General features: G+C 59.2%; 21 protein-coding genes. 7 read left to right on the top strand and 14 right to left on the bottom strand.

Annotation, left to right across the window (positions count from 1 at the left end):
• Window positions 1-24: 24 nt before the first annotated feature.
• Genes FHS83_RS15830 through FHS83_RS15805 form a run of 6 tightly spaced genes read right to left on the bottom strand, consistent with a single transcriptional unit; the run spans window position 25 to window position 8,555 of the window.
• Window positions 25-1,527, bottom strand: coding sequence for a glycoside hydrolase (locus tag FHS83_RS15830; RefSeq protein ID WP_167083899.1), 1,503 nt, complete (start codon window positions 1,525-1,527; stop codon window positions 25-27).
• Window positions 1,527-3,008 carry a hypothetical protein gene (locus FHS83_RS15825; RefSeq protein ID WP_167083898.1) on the bottom strand — a complete coding sequence of 494 codons (1,482 nt, stop codon included), beginning with the start codon at window positions 3,006-3,008 and terminating at the stop codon, window positions 1,527-1,529. Before FHS83_RS15825 ends, FHS83_RS15830 begins: the two co-directional genes overlap by 1 nt.
• Window positions 3,005-5,203: a GumC family protein gene (locus tag FHS83_RS15820; RefSeq protein WP_167083897.1), complete on the bottom strand. Its 2,199-nt coding sequence runs from the start codon at window positions 5,201-5,203 to the stop codon at window positions 3,005-3,007. Before FHS83_RS15820 ends, FHS83_RS15825 begins: the two co-directional genes overlap by 4 nt.
• Before the next feature lie 19 nt (window positions 5,204-5,222).
• The gene (locus tag FHS83_RS15815; protein ID WP_167083896.1) at window positions 5,223-6,485 is read right to left on the bottom strand and encodes an outer membrane beta-barrel protein; all 1,263 of its coding nucleotides are present in this window, start codon (window positions 6,483-6,485) and stop codon (window positions 5,223-5,225) included.
• Between the two features lie 38 nt (window positions 6,486-6,523).
• Window positions 6,524-7,117: a polysaccharide biosynthesis/export family protein gene (locus FHS83_RS15810; protein WP_167083895.1), complete on the bottom strand. Its 594-nt coding sequence runs from the start codon at window positions 7,115-7,117 to the stop codon at window positions 6,524-6,526.
• 10 nt (window positions 7,118-7,127) lie between these two features.
• A complete protein-coding gene (locus FHS83_RS15805) occupies window positions 7,128-8,555 on the bottom strand; it encodes a mannose-1-phosphate guanylyltransferase/mannose-6-phosphate isomerase (protein ID WP_167083894.1) in 1,428 nt (475 codons plus the stop codon).
• A 90-nt stretch (window positions 8,556-8,645) separates the two neighbouring features.
• On the opposite strand from FHS83_RS15805, the gene FHS83_RS15800 reads away from it, so the two are divergent.
• The gene (locus tag FHS83_RS15800; protein WP_167083893.1) at window positions 8,646-9,896 is read left to right on the top strand and encodes a hypothetical protein; all 1,251 of its coding nucleotides are present in this window, start codon (window positions 8,646-8,648) and stop codon (window positions 9,894-9,896) included.
• 2 nt (window positions 9,897-9,898) lie between these two features.
• Here the strand turns inward: FHS83_RS15800 and FHS83_RS15795 are convergent, their stop codons facing one another.
• The 8 genes from FHS83_RS15795 to FHS83_RS15760 are packed head-to-tail and all read right to left on the bottom strand — an operon-like array spanning window position 9,899 to window position 19,831.
• A complete protein-coding gene (locus FHS83_RS15795; protein WP_167083892.1) occupies window positions 9,899-11,122 on the bottom strand; it encodes a glycosyltransferase family 4 protein in 1,224 nt (407 codons plus the stop codon).
• Complete coding sequence (locus FHS83_RS15790; protein WP_167083891.1) at window positions 11,122-12,252, bottom strand: glycosyltransferase; 1,131 nt, start codon at window positions 12,250-12,252, stop codon at window positions 11,122-11,124. The genes FHS83_RS15795 and FHS83_RS15790 overlap by 1 nt, the downstream gene beginning before the upstream one ends.
• A complete protein-coding gene (locus tag FHS83_RS15785; protein WP_167083890.1) occupies window positions 12,245-13,309 on the bottom strand; it encodes a polysaccharide pyruvyl transferase family protein in 1,065 nt (354 codons plus the stop codon). Before FHS83_RS15785 ends, FHS83_RS15790 begins: the two co-directional genes overlap by 8 nt.
• Before the next feature lie 2 nt (window positions 13,310-13,311).
• The gene (locus FHS83_RS15780; RefSeq protein WP_167083889.1) at window positions 13,312-14,745 is read right to left on the bottom strand and encodes an oligosaccharide flippase family protein; all 1,434 of its coding nucleotides are present in this window, start codon (window positions 14,743-14,745) and stop codon (window positions 13,312-13,314) included.
• Window positions 14,742-15,830, bottom strand: a complete 1,089-nt coding sequence (locus FHS83_RS15775) for a glycosyltransferase family 4 protein (RefSeq protein WP_167083888.1) — start codon at window positions 15,828-15,830, stop codon at window positions 14,742-14,744. Before FHS83_RS15775 ends, FHS83_RS15780 begins: the two co-directional genes overlap by 4 nt.
• Before the next feature lie 4 nt (window positions 15,831-15,834).
• Window positions 15,835-16,953 carry a glycosyltransferase gene (locus FHS83_RS15770; protein WP_167083887.1) on the bottom strand — a complete coding sequence of 373 codons (1,119 nt, stop codon included), beginning with the start codon at window positions 16,951-16,953 and terminating at the stop codon, window positions 15,835-15,837.
• Entirely contained in the window at window positions 16,950-18,296 is a 1,347-nt protein-coding gene (locus FHS83_RS15765; protein WP_167083886.1) for a glycosyltransferase family 4 protein, read from the bottom strand. Before FHS83_RS15765 ends, FHS83_RS15770 begins: the two co-directional genes overlap by 4 nt.
• Window positions 18,296-19,831 (bottom strand): exopolysaccharide biosynthesis polyprenyl glycosylphosphotransferase, encoded by a 1,536-nt coding sequence (locus tag FHS83_RS15760; RefSeq protein ID WP_167083885.1) that lies wholly within the window; start codon window positions 19,829-19,831, stop codon window positions 18,296-18,298. Before FHS83_RS15760 ends, FHS83_RS15765 begins: the two co-directional genes overlap by 1 nt.
• 310 nt (window positions 19,832-20,141) lie before the next feature.
• Between FHS83_RS15760 and FHS83_RS15755 the strand changes: the two genes are divergently transcribed.
• From FHS83_RS15755 to FHS83_RS15730, 6 genes are read left to right on the top strand one after another with little or no spacing between them, the layout of a single operon-like run.
• On the top strand, window positions 20,142-20,705 hold the full coding sequence (locus FHS83_RS15755) for a lytic transglycosylase domain-containing protein (RefSeq protein ID WP_167083884.1): 564 nt from the start codon (window positions 20,142-20,144) through the stop codon (window positions 20,703-20,705).
• Window positions 20,702-20,995: a TrbC/VirB2 family type IV secretion system protein gene (locus FHS83_RS15750; protein WP_167083883.1), complete on the top strand. Its 294-nt coding sequence runs from the start codon at window positions 20,702-20,704 to the stop codon at window positions 20,993-20,995. Before FHS83_RS15755 ends, FHS83_RS15750 begins: the two co-directional genes overlap by 4 nt.
• Window positions 20,995-21,279: a VirB3 family type IV secretion system protein gene (locus FHS83_RS15745; RefSeq protein ID WP_167083882.1), complete on the top strand. Its 285-nt coding sequence runs from the start codon at window positions 20,995-20,997 to the stop codon at window positions 21,277-21,279. The genes FHS83_RS15750 and FHS83_RS15745 overlap by 1 nt, the downstream gene beginning before the upstream one ends.
• A complete protein-coding gene (locus FHS83_RS15740) occupies window positions 21,269-23,671 on the top strand; it encodes a VirB4 family type IV secretion/conjugal transfer ATPase (protein WP_167083881.1) in 2,403 nt (800 codons plus the stop codon). The genes FHS83_RS15745 and FHS83_RS15740 overlap by 11 nt, the downstream gene beginning before the upstream one ends.
• On the top strand, window positions 23,668-24,723 hold the full coding sequence (locus FHS83_RS15735; RefSeq protein WP_167083880.1) for a TrbL/VirB6 family protein: 1,056 nt from the start codon (window positions 23,668-23,670) through the stop codon (window positions 24,721-24,723). The genes FHS83_RS15740 and FHS83_RS15735 overlap by 4 nt, the downstream gene beginning before the upstream one ends.
• Window positions 24,720-25,373, top strand: coding sequence for a TrbG/VirB9 family P-type conjugative transfer protein (locus FHS83_RS15730; protein WP_167083879.1), 654 nt, complete (start codon window positions 24,720-24,722; stop codon window positions 25,371-25,373). The genes FHS83_RS15735 and FHS83_RS15730 overlap by 4 nt, the downstream gene beginning before the upstream one ends.
• Window position 25,374 lies beyond the last annotated feature (1 nt).

The raw sequence follows: 25,374 nt of genomic DNA, 5'->3' as shown, positions 1-25,374 counted from the left end.
CAGATCCTTTTCGCCTAGAACGGACTAGTACCTAGAACCATATAGAACCGGTACTGATTTTCCGCCTACGTCCTTTTGTGACAACTGCGTCATAGCCGGTTTGACACCGGTTTCATGCACATATAACCGGTGTCGACGCTGCGGCAGCATCGCTGGAATGCGCCGGGCCAATGCGAGCCCCCCTAAAAGGCCGAACATGACTCCGGGATCAGGCCCCGGCGCAGAAATAGCCGCCGGAATCAGGCTGAGCACTGCCGCCCATCCCGCCGCGATATTGATCTCCTGCCCATCATGACGAGACAGATCATGCGCGCGCTTATCAAAGGGGCGCAACAGCGCGAAGACTTGGCCAAAAAATGTCACGATGCCGATCACGCCGAGCGAGCCCGCGATAGCGGTGAACAGACTGGAGGAGCGAAAACTCCCCGGGCCAAAGCCGAGCCCATAACTCGTCTTAAACGCCAAAATACCAAGCTGCGCCCAGAACAGCCGCTGACGCCCCGAAAAGCTCTGGGATTTATGTACCGTCATGCTCTCCACCACCTGCACCAGCTTGTCGCCGAGCTGGGGATGGAAAACCGCGACCGCGAGTCCCGCCGTCAATACCAGAAACAAGACGCAGCCAAGCACCGCGAGTTTACGCAAGGACACGCGCGCAGGCGTGAGGAGAAAACGGAAGCCGAGCACCAGCGCGTAAATACCGCAGGAAACGTAAGCGGTGGAAGATGTCGTCAGCATCAGAACCGCCACCATGCCGAGCGCCGCCGCACCGGTGGCTCGCGCGCGCACATCCCGCAACCACAGCTCCACCATCACCACCAGAATTCCAAAGCCATAGGCGGCATACATGGATGGCTCGGGGAATATGCCATTGACGCGCTGAATACCGCCCGCGAGCTCCTGATCGACCTGGGCATAGTGGCCATTGCGCAAGAACATCAGCCAATCGGAATGACCGACCGTAGACAGCGCCAGATTGAGCACTCCGAAGAAAACATGCGCCCAACATAGCGCGATGAAAACTTGCACCACGCGCGTCTCAGACCGCTCGATATTCACGATCAGTGCGGTTGCCAAGCCCGCGAACAAAGTGCCGAGAAGATAGACAGCCGTCGTGATGTTTTGCGAAGACGGTCCCAGCGGCACCAAATGATAGATATTGAGAAAAGCAGCATCTGCCACATTCATCGGCACCACGCCGATCATGCCTGCGAATATCCGTGGCAGAAGGAAAGCGCCGATCGCGCCATAAATGCAGAATATGGCGAGGAACAGGTTGGGCCGCGTGACTTGCGCCAGATTGTTCACCGTCACCGCGCGCGATGCCAGAAGATAAAATGCCATGAACAAAAGGGCCATATTCGCGGGCGGAATGGAGGAGCCGCCTAGCGCGGGCAGATCAACAGCCGACGCGCCGCCAAACAAGGTCGCCACCAGGACCAGCGCCAGCATATTGGTGGCCGAACCCCGGAACATCAAAAAGATCGCCACCGCGATCAGAATGGCCCCGATAAAGGTTGGTGTCATTACTTGCGCCCCGCTTGGCCGCAGGCAAAGCCTTCCAGGTCACGCGTCACCGAAGCCGGAACGGGTGAATCCGAAAACCGCGCCAGACGCGGCGAGCCACAGGCAGGCGAAATGGAATCCGGCAAATAGAAAATGGTTTTGGGCCGGTAATTTTCAGCCAGCACAATGGAGCGGTAAGGCCAGGCCCAGGAAAAGCCCGCGCGATCGCTATAACGAAAGCCGACGGGGTCCATCACATCCCACCCCGCGCTAAAGCGGATAATAGAAGACGGGTTTTGCGCATTCACCCCCTTTTCAAAGGCGGCTAGCCCTTTTGTCCACTGCACCAGAAATACCGCATTGGCCGCGAAGATCACCGCCAGTACCCCGGGCAACGCGAGCCGCAAAAAGGTGACCGGCCCCGGCAGCGCCGCCCCCGCTTCGCCCTTTAGCCGCAAACCGATAAAGAGAATACCGAGCCCCGCCATGGAAAAGCCGATGATGCTGCGCGCGGAGTCATAGCGGCCAAGGGCATAATTGAGCTTGTCACCCGCGAGAATGGTGAGCACCGCACAAAGCGCCGTAAACCCCACGATCAGGACCAGCGGCGCCGCGCGTTTGGCAAATAAGGAAAACGCCGCAGCTGCAAGCGTGGCCGCCGCGACCAGCCAAAGCGCCGGGTCAATCAACAGGCGCCTGGGATCAAAAACATGCAGCGCATTGGCATTGCCGCCGGAGCCTCCCCCTGAGAGGATGAGAAAGCCATCCAGAACAAAAAGCGCGACAGCAACGGCCCCAAACAGGCGCGCCTGAAAAAGGGAAATAGCGCCAGGGGAGCCTTTCCCGCGCATCTCGATGAAGAACTGCAGCACCACCACAAGCGCGGCGGCGAGCGCCATTTCATGCGAAAACACCAACCCCGCGAAAGAAAATAGCAACACGCCCAGGGGAAGCGGGCGCTGCAGGATTGAAAACATGCAGATCCAAAAAAATCCCGGCGCCAACAAAATCTCGGATGGAAAGCCGTATCCAAGCCCGACGGCGAAGGCATATTGCACCAGCGGGAAGGCCAGCAGCGCAGGAAACCGCCGCCAGGCGATGTGCACCAGATAGGCAAATTGCAGTAGCGGCACGAGATAGAAGATTGCGCCATTCACCACCGCGATTTGCGAGCCATTGCAGGAAAGAGCGGCGCATACCGCCTCTGTCGGCACCACGGTGAGAAGATAGGTACTGATACGCGTCGTTAAAAACTGCCATTTCAGCTCCCAAGCGTGGCCTGTCGCCAAAGCGTAGGCAAAAAAGGAGCCATCTGCGAACAACATTACCCGGCTCGCCGCCGCGGCGATCCAAAACACCACCTGCCCCACAAGCACCACCAGCGCCATCTGGCGCAGGAATAAAGCCTGGCTGTTCAACACCGCCGAGACCTGCCCCAGGATAGGCCATAACCATCCGACCGGGCGCGGCGGCAGCAGGGCAACGTTCTGGAGGTTTTTCACGCCGCCCCCCGCGCATAACCGTAATAGCGACCATAGCCGAAATGCGGCAGCTCCTTGATATCGGCCTGGGACAGCACAGTTCCGGCAAGGCTCGCATCCGTCATAGCCAGAGCGCGCACCGATGCTTCCGCAAGCTTGCGCGGTGTCTTGCGCCACTGCGCCACCATCAGCACCGCATCAGCCTGCCGCGCAATAACACAGGAATCCGCCACCGCCAGGATGGGACTGGTATCCAGAATGACAAAATCAAACCTCTTGCGCAGTTCCTCCAGAAGCCCACGCATCGCCGGGCTGGTGAAGACATCACGCGGCGTTTGCGGGCGCGCCCCAACCGGCAAAATATAGGCGCCGGAGCGGTCATCCTGGATCAACACCTCGCTGAGCGAGGCTGAGCCATCCAGCACATCAATCAAACCTTTTTGCGCCGGGGCTTGCAGCAGTCCACTGAGACCGCGATTGGCAAGATCGCAATCGACCACCACGGTGGAGGCCCCCGCCGCCGCAGAGACCCGCGCCAAACACATGGCGGTGGTAGTTTTGCCCTCGCCCGGCAGCGCTGAAGAAACCGCGATGATCTTTACCTCATTTCCCTGCCTCCCATGCACCAGCATGGTACGGATGGCGCGAAAAGATTCGGTGAAGGGAGACCATGGCTGTTCCACCACATGATCTGTAGGCGAACGAAGGACTTCCGACTTGTCGAGCACCGAACCGAGGCTCGGAACCACCCCAAGTGAGGGAAAGCCAAGCCCGCGCTCAACTTCGTCCTCTGAGGAAAAGCCCTTATCCAGCATCTCCGCGATGGCGACGGCCACAGCGCCAAACAAGACCGCGATCACCACCGCCAGCGCCATATCAAGGCCGGTGCGCGGCAAGCTTGGCCCGATGGGCAGCGCGGCAGCTGAAATGACGCGCGCATCTGAGGGCGTCATACCTTGAAGTGCCACACCTTCCTTCAAGCGCTGCGAGAAGGCCTGATAGATCGAGGCAGCGGCTTGCGCATTAAGCTGCATCACCCCGGCTTGCGCATTCTGAAGATTGCTCTTCACCAGAGCATCCTTGGTGCGGTTAATGCTCGCCTCAAGCGAGGCCACGCGGTTATGCGCCACCTGCACCCTGGCCGAGAGGCTGGAAATGATGCGCTGCACTTCCGCATTTATCTGACCGTCGATATCCGCAAGCTCGCGCTTGGCCCGCAAAAGATCTGGATGGCGCGAACCATAGCGCCCGGACATATCCGCCACCCTCTGGCTGACACCCGCGCGTTGCGCGCGAAGCCCCTGAATAACGGGGGAACCCAAAGCCTCGCCCACATCGCCGCCATCGCTGCCCCTGCGAAGCTGCGCCCTGGCGGTGTCAAGCCGTGCCGTTTCCGCCGCCTCGTCCGCGCGCGCAAGCTGCAGTTGCTGATCCAGCGCCGAAACCTCCTGCTGGGTCAGCGTGGTGTCGGTGGTGACATCAAGAAGATTATGCTGCGCCTTATATTCCTGCAGTTTCTTGGAAGCCTCGGTCGCCTGTTCTTGCAGGCTTTCAAGACGCGCATTCAGCCAGCCGGTGGTCTGCTTCACCGCTTCTATTTTTGCCGTCGCTTGATCGGCGAGATAAGCATCGGCGAAAGCGTTCGCGATGCGCGCAGCCTTTTTGGGATCAGGCGAGGTATAGGAAATGGTAATCACGAATGTCTCGGCGACGCGCTGCACATTAAGCCCGTTCTGCAGATTGGCGATCGCTTGCAGGCGCGCCTTTTCGGGATCCACCACGCTCTTCGGCTTCAAGGATGGAATAATCGAGCCCAAAATCTGGCGCCACAGACTGACCTTTGGCGCAGGAGAGAACTCGGGATCCTTTTCCAGGTGCAGGCGATCGAACACCGATGCGGCAATCGCTGGGGATTGGATGATCTGGGTTTCGGTGTCGACGATGTTGGAATTATCCGGCAAGCCAGAGACGAAATCTTCGCTCTTCATGACTTGCTGCTTGTGCTGATCAATCAGCACCGTCGCCGAGCTTGTATATTTTGGAACCTGCGTGAACACCAGACAGGCCGCTATCACCAGCACAATACCGGCCGTCAAGAGGAATAGACGGAAATGACGCCGGAAGGCGGCGCCAATGCGGCCCGCATCCATGGTGATATTCTGGCCGTGCTCGTGGTCGTGAGAAAATCCGTTCCGCCGCTCAACCAGTGCGTTCATCACAAACTACTCCTGCTCATCATCTCTGCAACACAAAAGCCAGCGAAATGGTGTTGGAATTGAAGCCTGGCCCGCGCGCCAAGCCTTCGCTTTCCCGCGATTGATACGCGTAGGAAAGCTTCACACTCATCATGGGATTAAGAAGATAGGTCGCGCCGGCTCCCACCTTCCACTGGCTATCGCGCCGATCGGTGCCACGGAAGCTGCCATCGGAATATTCAACACCGGCATTCAGCACCACATTGCGGCGCAATTCGTGATCGATTTCGGCCTGATACCGGGTGACGAGGAAGCCCGAGGAAATCTGCATCGGTGCTTCTTCAATCGAGCGGCCGACACGAAATTTCACGGTGGTAAGAAGCGTGGGATACCAGGCGAGCGCAACATGCACCGCGAGCGTGCCCACATCCTGCTGCGACCCAGTGATATGAGGGTACCGCGCATGCAGATATCCGGCACCTATATCCCCGCTCAAAACATCGGTGACATGTAAATTAAATCCGCCCGTAACCTCATAGCCGTGGGATGAACGATCAAGCGGCACCAAAGGCGGTTTGGCAAGAAACTCGGTTGTGAACATGCGCCCGGAGACGAAGACCGAGCTATCGGGGCTGACGGCATAACCCCCACGAAGCCCGCCCGAAATGGTTTCGTAGTTCAGATCCTTTTCGAAAACGGTGCTGCCATCGGGCGCGACGCTATCCTGATAGGCGAGCCGAAGCCAATCGGCAAAGCCCATGAGCTGAAAGTTCCCAAAACCCTGCGTCGCCTCGAGATGGGCACTGCCTTGGTTATACTCCACGGGATGTTCGGTTGCAGGCGAGGACAAGATGGATTCGCGCGCCAGCACGGCGTGGCGAAAATCGATGCTGCCGCGCAAGGCGGTGGCATTGTGGATGCTGAATTCCGCGTCGCCATTGACGCCATAGGTATCGGTGTCTTCCGAGGCATGATCGAGATAGCGATTTATGCCACCAAAAGCACGCAACGTCATCTTATCGGTCGGCCACGCCGTCGTCAGACGCAAGCTTGGCGCGATCCTGAAAATAAGATCGCTCGCTGCGCCTGTCTCAGCCGCATAGATATTGTCATTATACTCGGTGGCCATGTTTACCTTTGGGTAGAAGACGAACGCACCAAGCGGCACGCCCACCGGATCGTATTCCGGCCGCGCACGTTCGCCGACATCGGGCGGAACTTGCGAAGGCGCAGCGGCCCATGCGCCCATTGTGTTGACCGCGATCAGCCCAGCGACGATCGCGCGGAGTTTCCCCAACGCCATTTCCCCTTATCCCATTGTAAGCGTCACGAATGACAGTATCAGAACCACCGCTCGCGAATTTCAATGGTGTCACCCGGATAGACTGGCGTATCTCCATCGATCTTGACCTTCTTTTCAGATTTGTCCGCAGCGTGTCGTATTTTGACCTCATCGGTTACGGCACGGTAGGTGAAGCCTCCCGCCATCGCCACGGCATTGAGCACAGTCAGACCCGGCACATAGGTGTATTGGCCGGGCGTCTTTACTTCCCCAAGGATATAGAACGGGCGCGCCGTCATGACCTGAATGGAAAAGCGCGGATCGGCGAGATACCCGCTGGAATAGGTCTTGATGATCTCCGTCTGCAGTTCGGAAACCGTCAGCCCTGCCGCCTGAATATCACCGACCAGCGGCAGTGAAATCTTTCCGTTAGCGGCGACGGTATATTCCGGCTGTGTGTTGAGCCCATCTTCACCGTAAAAGACGATTCGCAACTTGTCGGACGGCCCCAAAACAAACCCCTTATCCGATGCTCCAGTGACGGTAGCATCGGGGGGCGGATTTACACTTCCACCCGCCAGCGCCTGAACGGGAAAAATTGCAAGAAAGCCTGCAATGACGGCGATTTTCATGTGCGCGAAAGAGCTAGACACGGCACCCTCCTCAGGTTTGCACGGCGACACGGCCATAGATGTCTTCAAAGCGCACAATATCATCTTCGCCGAGATACGCGCCCGATTGCACTTCGATCAAACGCAACGGAACCTTTCCGGGATTTTCCAAACGGTGCGTCGCGCCGAGCGGAATGAAGGTGGATTCATTCTCGCGCAACATCCGGACCTCACCATCACAGGTGACACGCGCCGTGCCCTGCACCACGATCCAATGCTCCGCGCGGTGATAGTGCATTTGCAGCGAAAGGCTTTCTCCTGGCTTGACCATGATGTGCTTGACCTGGAAGCGGTCGCCATGATCGATCGTCTCATAGCTGCCCCAGGGACGGAACATAGTGGCGTGGTTCGCCGCCTCCGCACGCTTATCCTTTTGCAGCTTGTCGACGATCTTCTTCACGTCCTGGGCGCGGTTCTTATCGGCGATAAGCGTCGCATCCTTGGTGACGATCACCACCAGATCCTTCACGCCGACCAATGCGGTGACGCCGCGCCCGCTCGATACCAGGCTGTTTTCGACATCTTCCACCAGCACATCGCCTTGCAGCACATTGCCGTCGTCATCACGATCCAGCACTTCCAGCAACGCCGACCAGGAACCGACATCGTTCCAACCGAAATCGCAGGGCACCATCACCGCGCGTGCCGTGTGCTCCATCACCGCGTAATCGAAAGAGATGTTCGGCGCGCGCGCGAAACTTTCGACTTCCAGGCGATAGAAATTGAGATCACGCGTGGAAAGCGCGACAGATTCCTTGATGGCAGGCAGAATGGCGGGAGCGTGTGTCGCGATTTCCTCAAGCAGGACATCGGCGCGGAATACGAACATGCCGCTGTTCCAGTAATAATCGCCGCTTTCAAGATAGCGCTCCGCCGTGGGGGCATCTGGCTTTTCGACAAAGCGCTCCACCGCATAGGCGCCTCCCGAAAGAGGTGCGCCTTTCTGAATATAGCCATAGCCGGTTTCGGCATGGGTCGGCGTCATACCGAAGGTGACGATATTTCCTGCACGCGCTGCGTCCACCGCGGCTTGAAGGGCCAGCTTGAATCCCGCAACATCGGTGACGACATGATCGGACGGCAGCAGCACCACAATGCCCTCCGGATCATCTTCAGCGACAATTGCCGCGGCAACCGCCGCCGCAGGTGCAGTGTTGCGCGCCACCGGTTCGAGCACGATGGCATCGGGCTTCACACCGATCTCTTCCATCTGTTCGGCAACCAGAAAACGATGCGCCTCGTTGCAGATGATGATCGGGCCGGCGGTATCGGGAAGCGCGGCGCGCAAAACCGTTTCCTGGATCATCGTGCGCTCACCGCAAAGCGGCAAAAGCTGTTTAGGCAAGGATGCTCGCGAGCGCGGCCACAATCTTGTGCCCGAACCGCCCGAGAGGATGACGGGATAAACTTGGCTTTCCATCTCAACCTCCACAAAATTTCACTAGTGGTTCCGCGTATTCTCGTTATTGGCTTGTAGTGCTAGCAAAGTCTCGCTGACGGAGAATGCGCCATGAAACATGCTTTGCTGATGAGTACCGCCCTTGCTGCCGCAACCGGGCTCCTTGCTCTTCCCGCCGCGGCCCAAACAGTGCGCGCGCAGGATTTTGTCGATGCTATCGGCGTCAACGTGCATGTCGCCTATACCGATGGTGCGTATGGCAAGCTCGACAAGGTGACCCAGTCGCTTGATTACCTCGGCATTAAGCTTTTGCGCGACAGCGCGCCGAACACGCAGAACCTGCCGCGCTACAACACGCTCGCGAATGCGGGCTACCGCTTCAACTTCATCGTCAATGGCGGCGATACCGGCATTCTGGCCCAGCGTTTCGCGGGCATCACCACCAGCTATCCCGGCAGCGTCGTGGCGGTGGAAGGGCCCAACGAAGTCAATAATTTCAAGTTTACTTATGCCGGACAGACCGGCACCACCGCGGCGCTCGCCTATCAAACCCAGCTTTTCAACTCGGTGAAAGCGACACCCGCGCTCAGCGCCACCAATGTCTATAATTATACCGACTATCCGTATCATGCTGGCACAGCCGACAGCATGAACATTCACACCTATCCCAAATACGGCGCGCAGCCTTATGCCTCGCTGGTCTTCGATCTGAACAGCGTGACCACGGCCCTGCCCGGCCATCCGCGCGTCATCACCGAAATCGGCTATCCCCAGATGCCCGATCCTAAGCAATGGAAGGGGCCGGCGGATTGGAATCCGGTGGATGAGAACACGCAGGCGATTCTGACCCTGAACGCACTTCTGGATGCTTATACGCTCGGGGCGCAGAAGATTTATCTCTACCAGCTTCTGGAAGCTTACGCCGACACCCAGAACAAGGATTACGACACGCGCCTTGGACTGTTCGATGTCAATTACCGGCCCAAAATGGCTGCAACTGCGGTGCGCAATTTCCTGAACCTCCTGCGCGACAGCAATGCTGCCGCCAGAAGCTTCACGCCGCGCGCCACCCCGGCGAGCGTGATAAACCTTCCCGTGACCGCAAGAAGCCTGGTACTGCAGCGCGCCGATGGCAGCGACGTGGTGGTGGTTTGGAACGAGGCGCAGTTGTGGGACCGCGCCAGTCGCGCAGCCGTCTCGCCCGCAGCCACCAAAGTAACGCTCGCCAGCACCAACCTGCGTGATGCGGCGGTGTATGATCCTGTCAAAAGCGCCACGCCGCTTACCAGTTATAAGGCTGCGGCGAGCGTGGAGCTCAGCCTCGCCGCCGATCCTTTGGTGATTGTGCTGGCGCCGCGCTGACCTCATAGAACTGCCTCCGCCAATACGGCATGGGGCTCTAGAGCAGCGCGGCGGACGCTGCTCTCCATCCGCTCCACCAGAAGAGCGCGCAGCTTTTCGCTTTCACCCGCGCCATCAATGGCCGCGCCATATGCCAATGCGCTGAGGCAGGCCGCCTCATAAGCGGGAATGTTCTTAAAAAGCCGCGCGATAGAGGCTTCATTCAGCGGGAAGACGCAGCCTTCGCTGCCCGGCGGCAGGCTGTTGGCACTATGGGCGGAGGCAAAGACGGGCTTGCCATAGCGCAGCGCCTCCACCACCTTCATCTTGAGGCCGGTACCCTCTACGGGCGAAATCGCAGCCCAAGCGGCGCCATAGACCTCCTCCAAATCCTTCACGAAGCCTAATAGCGTGATGTTGGCATTCTGAGCCGCCAAATCACGCACGCTTTGCACCGCGCAGACCCGTCCCGCCAACGCAATGCGATAGCGCGAAAGCCAAGCGGCATTGGCGGCCAAAAACGCAGTGATCCCGTCCACATTGAAGTGATTTTCAGAGCCGACGAAGAGAAGATCATAACGCGCCGCCATGCGGGCGCGGGCGGAGACCGCAGCAGCTTCCGGATAGGATGGGACGTAGAATACCGGCGTATGGGGAAACCACAGGCGGAACATGGCGCTTTCCGGCGGCGCGATGGCGATTAATCCACCAGCTGCATTTAAAACATAGGCTTCGCTGCGCAGCTTTCCCATGACGCGGCCATCCCAGACCGGACGGCTGAATTTCTTCGCGTAATGGAGGAATTTTAGGTCATGCGTCTCTATGATGCAGTCCGCCGGATCGACCCCATTCAACTGCGAAATCGCATCGGCATAATTGACGATCATGGTGCGCGCACCACGCGCCTTCAATCGGTCAAAGCCCGGGGTCGCGCCTTTCACATGCCAGCGCAGCACCTCGCCCGCAAATCGCGGCGCCAATGTGAGACAGGCGTTCTTGAGCTTTGTGGCGCGATCCAGCGCTTTGCTGCGCCGATCCAGCACCAATTCCACACCGGGATAATCGCGATAAAATAGTGCGATTTCCTTTTCGCCCCAGGGGCAATCGGGATGATCCGCGAAACTGTAAAGCACCAGATTGGAAAACTGCGTCATCGCCCAGCGCAAGAGATTGCGCATACGCGCATGGGCGCCGTTTTCCACATTGACGAACGTGCCGTTGAAAAACAGGACCAGCGGAGCCGTCATTATGCCGCCTGCCTTTCCGCAAAAACGAGGCTGCGCTCTGCTGCTTCCGCCGTTACGCGATCCCAGCCCGCGAGGAATGCTTCCTCGGAAAAACGCGCCACCGATTGCGCCAACATGGCGCGGCGGCTTTGCCTTTCACTCTCGGGCATGAAGGCGAGATGCTGCATCGCGGCGGCGATCTCGGCGCAGTCGAGCGGATTCACCGCCAGCGCACCCTCGCCAGCCACTTCTTCCAATACGCTGTCACGGCTGACGATCGGCACCAGCCCGGCACGATTGGCCTCTGCCACCGGCACGCCAAAACCTTCCAATAGGCTCGGCAGCACAAATCCCTCGGCGTTGGCATAAAGCCAATTGAGTTCGCCATCGCCCACATATGAAAGAAGCTTCACGCCCGGTGTTTGCCCCGCCGCTTGCGCTACTGGCTCATAGCCCGCCTCGCGCCCGCCGCAGATCACATAACGAAAACCCTTTTCCGCAAGCCCCGATTGCTGAAAGGCCCTGATGGCGGTGAGCTGGTTCTTGCGCGCACCGACATATCCCACCGTGAGAAGGAACGGCTTCTCAATATCCAGCGGTGTTGACGCCCCGCTTCCAACTTCATTGCGCAGGCTTGGATAGACCACCTGCGAGGAGGAATAGCGGCCAGGGACGGCCTTATGAAACGCGCGCTCCGATGCTTTGGAGACAAATACCATATGCGCGCCGGCCTCAGCGATCTCGCGATAAGCCTCGCCATAGCCCGCAACAACATCGGGCTCGAAGAGTTCAGGATGGGTCAACGGGCCGACGTCGTGGCAGAGCACCGCATCATGCCGCGTGAGGCGATGGGTCAGCACCGTCAATGGATCAAGATGCAGCACAACCCGCGCCGGACGCAGGCGCAGTGCGCGCAACTCCGGGTTCATCGCCCGCAGGCGCATTTCATCAACCGCGAGCCGCCCGATGATCCTGGCCTTAAGCCCCAGCGGCGGCCCTTCCGCCGGCGTGCCTTTCAGCCGCCAATAACGAAGCTGATAGATGCGGCCGAGATTGGCATTGATGATATCGCGGCCGATGAAATACTTGCCGGTGCGGTTATGCAGCGCCAGCGTGAAATCGACCTCAATCATGCCGATGCGTTCAGACATGCAAGAGCCTCTTGGCAGGCGCTTTCACCTTTTCACGCAGGGCACCAGCCCGGCGCAGCATCTTGGTGGAAAGGCTGGACCACAGCCCACTACCCTCGCCGCGATCCCACTGCTGCGCCATCCACTCGGCTTCGGCGTCGAAATTGCGCAAGGCGACATCGATCTCGCCATCCGTGCTGTTGGGCACGATGAAACCGTCATAGCGCAGCGCCGCCATCACCGCCGATACCTTGGGCGCGAAAGGCGCAACCGCCAAAAGGCTGGACAGACGCGGTAGACGTATCTTCCGGCCGGTCTTCTCCGCATAAAGCGCACGGCCTTCCGCCAAATCACGCACGAAAATGGCCTCAAATCCCGCCGAGGCCGAGAAATCGTGCCATTTGAATTCGATGTCGATGAAGCCGGTGTTCCAATAGGCGAAGGGCTTACGATAAGCCGCAGCGAGAATGGCGCCATGCAAGGAGCCGGTCAGCACGAACTCCGCGCTGGCGATGGTTTCGATCAAGGCCACCAGCTCGCGCTCGCTTGCCCCCACTGAGGGTGATACCAGCATATCGCAGCCCGATTGCGCCAACAGCTCCTTGCGATCGCGCGGATCATGCATATGAGGCATGCAGATGGTCTTGCCCGCGCTTGAGGCCGTTGCAGACGGGTTCACGATCAGTGGTGTTAAAAGCCCAGGATCGCCCAGCACGGTTTCCAGCGGTAAGCCAAGAAGATCACGCGTCAGCGGGCCGCGCACGCCGTGAAAGCGGCAATTGGCGAGCACGGAAGGCGGAATGGCACGGTCTTCCCGCGCACCGCAACCCCAATAGACGATGCGCCCGCTTTCGATGCCCAGCATCTGCCGCAAATCCTCCTTGATGCGGGTCTCGCAAATCACGCTGCCGATCAGACGGAAGATATCTGCCTCCACGCGCGGCTCCGAGAAGAGGTGCTTGATCAGAAGGGCCGAAAGGTAATCGCCGAAATTCTGCCGGGCACTGCCTTTCAGGAAAAACAGGATTCTAGGATCAAGCTTTTCGAAGCCTGCACCGAAGCCGGTGTTGGTGGTCATGTCTAGCCTCCTGCCAATGCGTGGATGGATTGAATGATCCGCTGACGGAACAAGAATGCACTGAAGGCCCAAGCGAAGATGCCGCTGAACGCCAAGGCGGCGACAAGCTGCCATTTCGCCAAATCGCCATGGGCCAGAAAGAGGAAGAGCTCCGCACCGGCCGCGGTGGCGGCCGTGGTGGCGATCACCGTAATCACGGCATGCGCAAATTCACGTCGCGCGCCCGGGAAAAGGTGCAAGGCGCGCAAGAGCAGCCAGATATTGCCAATGCTCGCGATCACCGTGAGGCTCGCCGCTGCCGCGATCACGCCGAAGCGCGCAAAGATCAGAAGACCAGCCAACGCCGATAAAATCGTGACGAGCTGAAAATGAAAGACGGTCTTTTGATGATTGAAGGCGACCAGCATGGCGCTGGTAACCGCACCGAAGGTAGACCAGAGCTGGCGCACACAAAGAATGCTTACCACCGGTGCCGCGAGCAGCCATTTCGGCCCAAGGATCATGGGCACCAGCAAGCCCGCCGCGATGGCGAGCCCAATCAACGCGGGCCAAGCCAGAACCATCCAGGCCGTCAGAACCTTCGGCCACAGATCATCCGGCGAAAGCCCAAGCGCCGCGCGTTTAGAAAACAAGGTGATCCCGAAGGTCTGCGCAGGTTGCAGGAAGAGATCGGACGCGGCCTGAACGATGCGGCTGCCCGCGCGGTAAATGCCGGTTGCGGCGGGCGAAAGAAAAACGCCGAGCACGAAATCCGCCGCGTAGTTGGAGAGAAAACTGAGGCTCACACTGCCATAGCGGCTCCATGACCAGTGTGCGATCTCGATGATTTTTGTCCTGCTGATCCGCTCAGACAATAACGGGCGCTCAATCACTGCATAAAAGCACGTGAGGAGAATGGCGCGCCCATAGCTTTGTACCACCAAAGCCCAGATGCCCCACCCCGCCCATAAAAGCCCAATCGCGATCGCGCCGACCACGATATCTCCGGTGGCGGTCGCTAAATAGAAACTTCTTATCCGCCCGCCACGCAAGATTTGCGCTTCCTGCCACGAGGTCAGCACAGAGACGAAATTAGAAGGGATCAGCGCGAGCAACACCGTCGTCAGCATACCCATGCCGAAAACAACCCGGCCGCCATAGGCGAGACCCGTAAGGATCAGACTCAAAACGACGGTCATGGCGGCGTTGAGCAGCAGGCATTCCGTCGCCGCGCTGCGCGGATCGCTGCATTTCATCAAATATTCGTAGCCACCGGAATACAGCATATTGCGCACCAGCGTGACGCAGGCCATCGCCAGCGCGAAAACACCGAAATCGGCAGGTGCTAAGAACCGCGCCGCAATGATCGTGACCGCGAGCGCCATAAGCTGGCCGGAGGCTCTGGCGCCAATGCCGAGCCCCGCTGTAGCCAAGGTTGCGAGAGAGCGGTTTTTCACGATAGCCGCTCCGGCAAGGACTGCACCAGCTTCATCAAGCGTTCGCCAGCCGAAGCCCAGGTGAAGGTCGCCGCGCGTTTGCGGCCCTGTTCTATTTTCGCCCTGCGTAGCGCCTCATCTTGCCGCAAGCTATTGACCAGCATGACCCAGCCCGCGATGTCTGCAACATCGGCATAAAGCGCCGCATCGCGGCAGACTTCGGGGATGGCCCCCGCAGGCGCGACAATGGCCGGGCAATCGCACAGCATTGCTTCCAGAGGCGGCAGGCCGAAGCCTTCAGTACGCGAGGGATAGACCAGGCACAGCGCCGACTGATAAAGCGCGCGCAACTCGCCGTCGTTGAGCTTTCCGACAAACACCGCATTAGGCGGTGGATTTAGGCCTGAAGCACGCAGCTTTTCAGCCGATGGGCCGATTACCACGAGCTTCACATCGGCCAATTGTGGATCGGCAAAGGCAGCAAAAGCAGTGGCGACATTCTTGTAGACAAAGGTCGATCCGAACACCACGGCATAGCCGCCCTGCTCCAGCCCGTTTTTCTGCAGAACAGAGACGTCAGGAGCAGCTTCCAGAATATGATCGGCACCATTGTAGAGTACGCCGGTCTTCTGCCATTTGGCGACCCCGAACGCGCCCAACATTTCGCGCGAAAACTCGGAGACCGTCAGCACCGCGCGGCTCGATCGCGCCATGATCGGCGTCAGGATGCGATAGCCGATGCTGAAATGCGTCGCGTATGATCCCGGCGAAATATAAAACTGCGCGTCATGGATCAGCGTCACCTTAGAGCGGTGCATGATGGGCGAGAGATTAGCGAGGTTGATCAGATGACCATCCTTGGCCACGAAGGGTAGAATGCCCTGCTCCCAGCGCTGGGTGTGGCCGAGCTCCTGCTCTTCCACCTTAAAGACATTGACCTGCGGCGAGAATTGGCGCCGCTTGGGGATGAGCAGGCGCAAATCGAGCTTTTTATCACTCGCCGCCGCCAGCCGGTCGACCTCGCGGACAAGGCGATCGGCGACGCGGTGAACGCCATTGAGCTCACCCGCATAGAACTTCCCGTTAAAATAAATAGGCGCAGCCATGGCATTACACGGCAAGCGCGGGCACGAGATTTTGCGGGCCCATCATAGCGGTGTTGACGAAGGCAGAGAAGCGGCTGTCGAAGACCTCGGGCCGGAAGCGCTGAGCTTGCGCCACCGCCTTTGCCGGATTGAAATGCGCCTTCCAGCTCAAGAAGGTTTCCACCGCTTCGATGAGATGATCCACCGTCTGTTCCGCGAAGAGAAGACCGGTCTCACCATCGCGCACGGTTTCCGAGGCGCCGCCCGCGCCATAGGCGATCACTGGACAACCGCTCGCTTGCGCTTCCAGCGGCACAATACCGAAGTCTTCCTTGGCCGTGAAAATTAACGCCTGCGCTCTGGCATAAGCCTGGCGCAACTCGGCGAGCGGCAAAGACGAGACGAAGCGAATGGTCGGCCCCGCCATTTTCTTCAAACGCTTCTCTTCCGATCCCTGGCCCACCACCAAGAGCGGAAGCTTCATCCGATTAAAGGCCTCTACAGCGATCTCACAGCCCTTATACGGCACAAGCTGGCTGAGCCAGAGGAAGTAATCCTCCTTCACGTCGCTGGGCGAGAACAGATCCACACTGACCGGGGGATGAATCACGGTGGATTCGCGGCGATAGTATTTGCGGATGCGCTGCGCCACGAATTTGGAATTGGCCGCGAAGGAATCCACCCGCGCCGAAGACGCCAAATCCCATTGCCGAAGCCAATGCGCCATGAGCGGCATTGCCATGCGCATAGGCGCGCCAGAGGCATTCAGATAGGGGTGATACTGATCCCACAAATACCGCATTGGCGAATGGCAGTAGCAGACATGGGTCGCCTCCGGCATGGGAATGACGCCCTTTGCCGGCCCGGCTTCCGTGCTGATGACGAGATCATATTTCTCGAGATTGATCTGCTCGAGCGCCAGCGGCATCAGCGGCAAATAGCGCTGGTATAGCGCATTGGCGAAAGGCAGTGACTGAATGAAGGTGGTTTTGATGTTGCGGCTACGCAAATAGGGCGAAACCGCATCGGGTATGTAAACATGGGTGAAGATGTCAGCTTGCGGATAAAGCCGCGCGATGCGTTCGAGCACACGCTCGCCGCCCCGCATGGTTACAAGCCAATAATGGATAATGGCCGTTCTCATGGCGCCGCCCCCACGCGGTAAGTTGCGCCTTCCTGGGTCGTTTCCTGATTTTTTTGATTTTGTGCGGGATTAAGCAAATCCCGGTATTCCAGAAGCAATTCTTGCAGCCAAACCTCAGGCGTATTCGCCAGATGCCGCGTATTGTGAAAAGCCGAAAGGCTCATTTCATGGCGCCGTTCCGGATCTACGATAAGAATTTTCATGGCCTGCGCGAGCGCATCCGCATCCCCCGGCGTAAAAAGCACGCCTGCGTCGAGGCGATCTATTTCGTCGGCGAAAAACGACGTATTCGGCAAAATGACCGGCAGACCGCTCCATAAAGCTTCCACCGCGACCAGCCCAAAGGGTTCGGGATAGCGGGTCGGCATCACCAGCGCCGCGGCCTTGGTCGCATGTGCCGCGATCTCGCTCTTCGTCTGTTGCCCGAGAAACCGCACTGACGGAAAGCGCGCCACAAGCTCCGTCCGCAATGGCCCATCGCCAATCACGACCAGCGAAAGCCCTGCCTTGGTGGCTGCCTCGGCCGCAAGGTCAGCGCCTTTCTCGTAATCCAACCGGCCGACATAGAGAATGCTGCGATTGTCCTCTGCCGCGATACGCCCATTGTGATAGGGCGTGACGGGATTGAGCAAGGCCCGCATAAGCGGTTCGGAAATGCCGCTGCGCTGCAAATAGGGATGCATCGCGGGATGAATGGTCAGGATGCGCGGCGCGAGCTCGGCAACATCATAAACAGCGTTGCGCACCATCTGCCGCGCCGACCGCCAAAGCTTATGCGCATAGCTGCGCTTGTCGCAGTTGCTGCGCAAGCAGGCGGCTGACAAGGGCTCCAGCCCGCAGGGGGCGTTTGTGCCGTAATGCACGAAGCCGCCATTAGGACAAGCCAGAAAAAAATCATGCGCCGACAATACGACCCGCCCGCGCACCTTCTTCAGCGGCGTAAATACCGCTGGCGACAGAATGTGTGACCAGTTGTGCAGGTGATAGATGGTGCGCGGCGTATCATGCTGATCTATCCAGCGGGCAAGTTCCGATGCGGCGCGGCTGTTATAAAGCCCTTTCACAAAGGCTTTGCTTTCCAGCAGCGGCTTTTCATGCAGCGCGAAGGCGTCAATCCCCTCGCTTTGCAGCGCGGCATCGCCGGAAAAATAGACGACATCAATGCCTTTCGCCTTCAAACCTTCTGCCGAAAGCCGGGCCAGAGCGGCCGCGCCGCCGCCGCCTTTAGCGTAATCGTTGATCACCACCACACGCTCGGGCTGCGCTAGCGCCAGCGGCTGGCGGCTTTTGGGCGGCGCGAAAAGCAGCACAGCCACCCCGCTTGAAGCTTTATAGGCTGTCATCAGCGCGCACCCTCACGGGCAAGCACGGAGGGAATGGTGCTGAACAGGATCACCACATCCGCCCACAGGCTCCAATTGCGCACATAGCAGCTATCGAGGAAGACGCGGCGCGAATAGGTGGTTTCGCTGCGGCCGCTGACCTGCCACAGACCCGTCACGCCAGGACGGACCAGCTCATAGAAGAGAGCTTCCTCGCCATAGTAGAATTTGATTTCCTTGGCGATGACCGGGCGCGGCCCCACCAGGCTCATGTCACCGCGCAACACATTGATCAATTGCGGCAGCTCATCAAGGCTGGTTTCGCGCAGAAACTTGCCGATACGGGTGATGCGCGGATCATTGGTGAGCTTGAAGCTTTGACGCCATTCCGCCGCGCGTTCTGGATCACTCGCCAAGAGCTTGGCCAACACCTCGTCGGAGTTCACCACCATGGTGCGAAACTTCAGGCAGCGGAAGGGCTTTCCGCCACGTCCGATGCGCTCATGCCCATAGAGAATGGGCCAGCCGCTCGATGCAACCGCTGCAGCAATCACCGCCAAGGCAGGCGCCATGAAGATGATGAGCGACAAGGAGACCACGACATCGAACACGCGCTTGGTGGCGCGCCGCAGGGGCGACATCAGGCCATGGCGCGAACTCATCAGCACGGCATCAGACGCCATGCTCGACTGCACCGTGAGGCCTGCGAGGGAAACGCGCTGCACCGGCGGCACCAGGATGTAAGGCTTAAGGCAGAGATTCAGCGCATCAATGACGCGATCGGCGGCCTCCATTTCCGATGCGCTTGGCACCAGAATGGCCGTCTCGGCGCCGCGCATGGCGAGATCCTTGGAGAGCCAGCGCGCGAAATCCGAGAGCGACATGTCGCGCCGCACCGGAATGTGGCTGTGATAGGCCGCGTAATAGCCGGTGTAGCTGTTGGTCTCGATCGATTCCATCACGGCGCCATAGCGCTCACCGCTGCCCAGAATCGCAGCCCCAACCCGCCACACGCCAAAGGCGTCCAGTACGCGCCGGATGAAAATCCGCGCGAACAGGATAAGCACGCAAGCAAGCGGCCAAAGCGTGATCACCCACAGCCGTGGAGTTTGCTGCATGGCAGCGAATTCGACGAAAACGTCGATCAGAAACATCATGAAAACAAGGCTGACGAGACGTTTGGCGTCCTCATCAAAGGTCCAACGCGCGCTATAGGCGCCGCTCGCCGCGCTCCAGACGCATACCCCAACGGAATAATAAAGGCAGAACATCAGGCGGCTGGTCAGCGCAGGCGCATCGCTCTGAACCATACCGTTCCACAAGGCAGGGTCGATCATCCAGCAGATTGCCGCCGACAAGGCGACGGAACCCCAGAAGGCCAGAAAATCCATTGCGAAAAGCGCTGTCGTTATACCCGGATGGGCCAACAGGGATTGACGGATAGAGGGATGCGCCGAATGCGGTGCTCCCCGGGGCGATGGCGTTGACGCCTTGTCCATGATCTCGGCCGCCGGCTCCGAGCCGGTGACCACCGACGGACGCAATTCAATGTTCATCACACGAGCCTTCGTCAGTGTTCCGCGCTTCACACGGTAGTTTTCCCAAAGGCCCTTTTGGATGTCCCGCCCGATTGCCTCGTCTTTGTGCGAAGCGTTTTTGTTTTGCAGGCGAACATTCTCACAGCTCTGTGTGACTGGCTAGCGAGGCGCCGTAACGTTCAGCCGCAATGCCACAGCAAAGTCACAGCTTTCTCGACACATGCGTCATTCATTGGTGACGCGCGCGCCACGAACGCAAATGTCCGTAGCCGCACGGAGATGTTTTTTGGAAGAACAAGCCTCATGGTGATGTGCAAGGAGCTTCACCATGCGTGCGGAAGTGATTCTATGCTTTGTCCTCGCGCTGAATCTGTACCCAGCGCAGGCGGATGTTTTTGAGGTTGGCGATAGCGGGGATTTTATCTTGCGCGCCGGGCCATCTCATCAGGCCAACACAACGCGCGCGGTGGATAAGCCATACCGCGAAGCTTCCAATCGCGCTGCGGAAGCAGCGCAAATAAGCCCAGAGCTCCTCTCCGCCTTGGTTTCACAAGAGAGCGGTTGGCGCAGCACGGCTGTTTCCGCAAAAGGCGCGATCGGTTTAACCCAACTGATGCCCCACACCGCCGCGCGGCTCGGCGTCGATCCTCATAAGCCAGGGGACAATCTTCGTGGCGGCGCGATCTATCTTCGCCAGCAACTGGATCGCTTCGGCGATCTTTCCCTGGCGCTGGCCGCCTATAACGCCGGGCCCGAACGTGTCGCCGCTGTCAACAGCGTTCCCCAAATCGCGGAGACCCGGGCCTATGTAGATCGCATTTTAGCCCGCCTCGCTGAGATCAGCCTGCCTGAATCTCCTTCGCCAGATTTTCGTTTGAAAGACACACCATGAAACATGCAGTGCCCCTGCTTACTTTTGCCGCCCTTGGCCAAAGCGCCCTCGCGGCGGACCCTCAAGGCTCTGGCCCCATCCTGGCCGCGCTCAGCTGGATACAAGGCACGCTTTTGGGCAGCGTGGCGACCTCCGTCGCGGTGATCGCGGTGGCGATGGTCGGCTTCCTGATGCTGACTGGGCGGCTGAACTGGCGTATGGGCGCGACCGTGATCCTGGGCTGTTTCGTCCTGTTTGGGTCAGCCGCCATCGTCTCAGGCATTCAAGCCGTCGCGGGAGCGGCGCATTGATGAGCCAACTTAGCCGTGCCCCCGTGTTTCGCGCCCTCACCCGTCCGCAGATGTTCGCGGGCGTGACCTATAGCTATTTCATCCTCAATGCCGCAGTCACCACGGAAGCCTTTCTGATCACGCACTCCTTCCTCGCGCTGCCCGTCGCGCTGCTGCTGCATGGCATCGGCTATATGGCATCGCTGCGCGAGCCGCGCATCTTCGACCTCTGGCTGACGAAAGTCACCAAATGCCCGCGTTTGCGAAGCTGGTCGCGCTGGGGCTGCAACTCCTATGCACCATAAGCGCGCGCTACAAAACTGGACGGGGCTGGCGGCTTGGTCGAAAAACGAGACCAAGGCAGGAACCCGCCTACCCTATGAGCGCCTCCTGCCGGACGGCACGCTGAAACTGCGCGGTGGCGGACTTTTGCGCGCTCTGCAGCTCACCGGGCTTTCTTTTGAAACCGATGACAGCGAGAGCCTGGACCATTACGCCCGAGTGCGCGAGCTTCTTTTGCGCAGCAGCCTCGATGCGCGCTTTGTGCTCTATCATCACATCATCCGTCATCGCGTGGAGGTTGCCACCGACGGTGTGTTCGCAGCCCCCTTCGCGGCGCATGTCAATGCGCGCTGGAACAGCCAACTGCGCAACAGCAAGCTTTTCCTCAATCAGCAGTTCATCACCGTGTTGCGCAGGCCGCCGCGGGGCAAAACCGGCTGGCTGGAGAAAATGGGCCAAGGCCTGCGTGACGAGAAAATGGCGGATGACCTTCGCCTGCTTCATGGTGTCGTCACCACGCTGGTCAGCGGGTTGGAACCATATGGCGCGCGCAGCCTCTCAAGCTATATGCGCGGTACGCAGCGTTGCTCGGAGATTCTGGAATTTCTCTCCGCGCTCTATAATGGCGAATTTCGTCCGGTCTGCGAACCGCCGCCTGAATGCGATATCGGCCATTACCTGCCCTATAGCCGGGTCAGTTTCGGACTTTCCGCGCTGGAAACACGCGGCCCTCAAGGGGGCAGTTATGGCGCACTACTTTCAATAAAGGAGTATCCAACGAGCACCTATGCTGGGCTGCTCGATCCACTGCTGCGCCTTCCTGAAGAATTCGTACTGACCGAAAGCTTCGCCCCCGCCGACCGGCAGATCGCACGCGAACGCATCGACCTTGCCTTGCGGCGGCACAAATCCGCCGATGCCGATGCGGTAACGGAACATGCAGAATTATTCGCTGCAAAAGACGCACTTTCTACAGGCGCCATCAGCTTTGGCGACCATCATCTGAGCCTGTTATTACGGGCACCAACCCTGCCCGCATTGGATCGCGTCTCTGCCGAAGCAGGCGCTGTACTCGCCGATATCGGTGCGGTGGCGGTGCGCGAGGACACCAATCTGGAGCCCGGATTCTGGGCGCAGTTTCCCGGAAATGAAGCTTATATCGTGCGCCGGGGGTTGATTTCGTCTGCCGCAGCTTCGGGCTTTTTCTCTTTCCACGGATTTTCCGCCGGCAAGGCGGAGGGAAATTTGTGGGGGCCATCGGCGGCGGTGTTCGAGACCACCAGCGCTACGCCCTATCACTTCAACTTTCACAAAGGCGATCTTGGGAATTTCTCGGTGATCGGGCCTTCCGGCTCCGGCAAAACGGTGGTGATGGGCTTTCTCGCAGCCCAGGCACAGCGTTTCGCACCCAAGCTGGTTTTCTTCGACAAAGACCGTGGCGCGGAAATTCTTTTGCGTGCGCTAGGGGGGCATTACACGCGGCTGGTGCCGGGCACGCCAACGGGACTTAATCCCTTAGCGCTGCCAGATAGCCCCGGCACACGCGCCTTCTTGCGCGGTTGGCTTCAAGTGCTTCTGCAGGCAAGTACAAGCGAAGAGATGGCGATCATCGCGGCGGCGGTGGACGCGGCCTTCGCGCATGATCCCGCCTTTCGCCGCCTTCGCTATTTCCAGGAGCTTCTCGGCGGCGGGCGGCGGCCTGAAGAGGGCGACCTTGCTGCGCGGCTTTCACCCTTTGTGCGCGACGGTGAACATGCCTGGCTGTTCGATAATGCCGTGGATGCTGTCGGGCTGGACCAGAAGATCACCGGCTTTGACATGACCGCGCTGCTGGAAAATCCCACCCTTCGCACGCCTGCGATGATGTATCTTTTTCATTGCGTGGAAAATCGCCTGAATGGCGAGCCCGCGATGATCCTGATCGATGAGGGCTGGAAAGCATTGGATGATGCCGTTTTCGCCGCGCGCATTCGCGATTGGCTGAAAACCTTGCGCAAGCGCAACGCGATCCTCGGCTTTGCCACCCAGAGCGCGCGCGACGCCCTCGACAGCGCGATCTCCGCCGCGCTGGTGGAGCAAACCGCGACCATGCTGTTCATGCCCAATGCCAAAGCGCGCGAAGAAGATTATTGCGGCGGCTTCGGGCTTAGCAGCCATGAGCTTTCCATCATCCGCGCTTTGCCCGCGCATAGCCGCTGCTTTTTGCTTCGCCACGCCAACAACTCCGTGGTGCTACGGCTGAACCTTTCCGGCATGCCCGATATTCTGACCGTGCTTTCGGGGCGCGAGACGACGGTGCGCAAACTGGATCAGCTGCGTGCCGAACTCGGCGATGATCCGTGCCGTTGGTACACCGCGCTGACCGGCACGCCTTGGCCGATTGCGGAATCCGGTTTGCAGGAGGCCGCGGAATGAGTTGCGCCGCCGTGCCCTCCGCCAGCATCGCCGCATTGCTGCGCGACGCGGATTGCCTTTCCGGCGACGCCACCAGCTTTGCCTTCGCGCACCTGTTCGGGCTGCATGGCATGCTGACCGGGGCATTATCGATCTTGCTGACGCTCTATGTGGCGCTTCTTGCCTTTTCAATGCTGACCGGGCGCGGGAGGCTTTCCGCCCTGACGCCGCGCGCGATCACGCTGGGGCTGGTGCTGACCTTCTGCACCTCCTGGAGCGCCTATCAGCAAGTGGTGTGGACATTGGCGAGCGGTGCGCCAGATCAAATCGCCACCATCGTCACGGGCACCAATGCCTCAGCCAGCGATCTTTTCGCCCGTAAGCTGGATGGCGTGTTCCAATCGCTTTCGGAAATTCCGGCGGACAAGCAGATCAAAGAGGAAGAGAAAAAAGAAGCATCTGGAATGCCGGCGGACGATCTTGTCTGGGTTTCGGCTCTGATGATGCTTTTGGGCACAGCAGGCGTGATGGTGACCAGCAAAATCGTGTTGATGGGCTTACTGTGCCTGGGACCAATTTTTGTTGCCCTGGCTCTTTTTTCCGCAACCAGAGGGCTTTTCGAAGGCTGGCTGAAGGCGACCGTGCTCTTCGCCTTGGCACCGCTTTTTGCCGTGGTATTGGGACTCTTTCAATTCCGCCTGATGGCGCCGCTGTTGCAAGCCCTGCACGTGAGCAGCGACCACAACACGCTCGCAGTACCGCTCTTCCTGCATGCGAGCGTGTTCACCTTCCTGATGCTTCTCTCGCTCTGGGCGGCGCGCATATTGGTCGGGCAGTGGCGGATGTTTTCGCCAGAGTCCTCTCCAATGCCTGCTGGCCACCCACAGCAGACAGAGGCTTCGATCTTCGCCTCCCGCGTGGAGCAAAGCTCCGCATCACACGATACCCGCATCAGCCAAATTGTAGCGGCGGCTTCCACCCATATGCGCCTTGCGGCGCCTGCGCTTGCCGCGTCCTCCTCTGACACCCGCCAGCGCGTGCGCGGCTTGGTGCGCCCGGAGTCCGGTTCATGAAAATCCTCACCGCCTTGTTCCTTTTTGCAGGGGCCGCTTTGGCCGATGACCGTGTGCTGACTCAGCCCTATGACGAAACCGCCGTGGTGCAGTTGACGGGTCGCGAAAACTATCAATCCGCGGTGGTCTTTGGTACCGATGAGAAAATCGAAAACGTCGCTGTCGGCGATAGCACTGGCTGGCAGGTGACGCCGAACAAACGCGCCTCGGTGCTGTTCCTGAAGCCGCTCGGGCCGCATGCTCGCACAAATATGACCGTGGTCACCGACAAACGCGTCTATAGCTTTGATCTTCTCACGGCTGCAAAAGCGAGCGCGGGGATATACACCTTGCGTTTTTCCTATCCCGCGCCGCCGCCCGAAGCAAAACCCGCACAGGGCGATTTCAATTTCGCCTGGCAAAAAAGCGGCGCCAAAGCCCTGTTCCCGGCGGAGATCTTCAGCGATGAGAAGCATATCTATCTGCATTGGCCGAAAGATACCCCCCTGCCCGCGATTTTGAGCAAATCCGTGGAAGGTCGCGAGGGACCTGTGAACACGCATGTAGACGGCGAGATGGTGACGGTGGATGGCCCGGCGAAGACATTGGTGCTGCGGCTCGGCAAAGATGTGGCGACGTTGACCAACGCTACGATCAGGAGCGAGCCTTAAA

The organism is Rhizomicrobium palustre (genome assembly GCF_011761565.1).
GTDB classification, from domain to species: Bacteria; Pseudomonadota; Alphaproteobacteria; order Micropepsales; family Micropepsaceae; genus Rhizomicrobium; species Rhizomicrobium palustre.
This window is presented reverse-complemented; position numbering and strand designations above follow the sequence as displayed.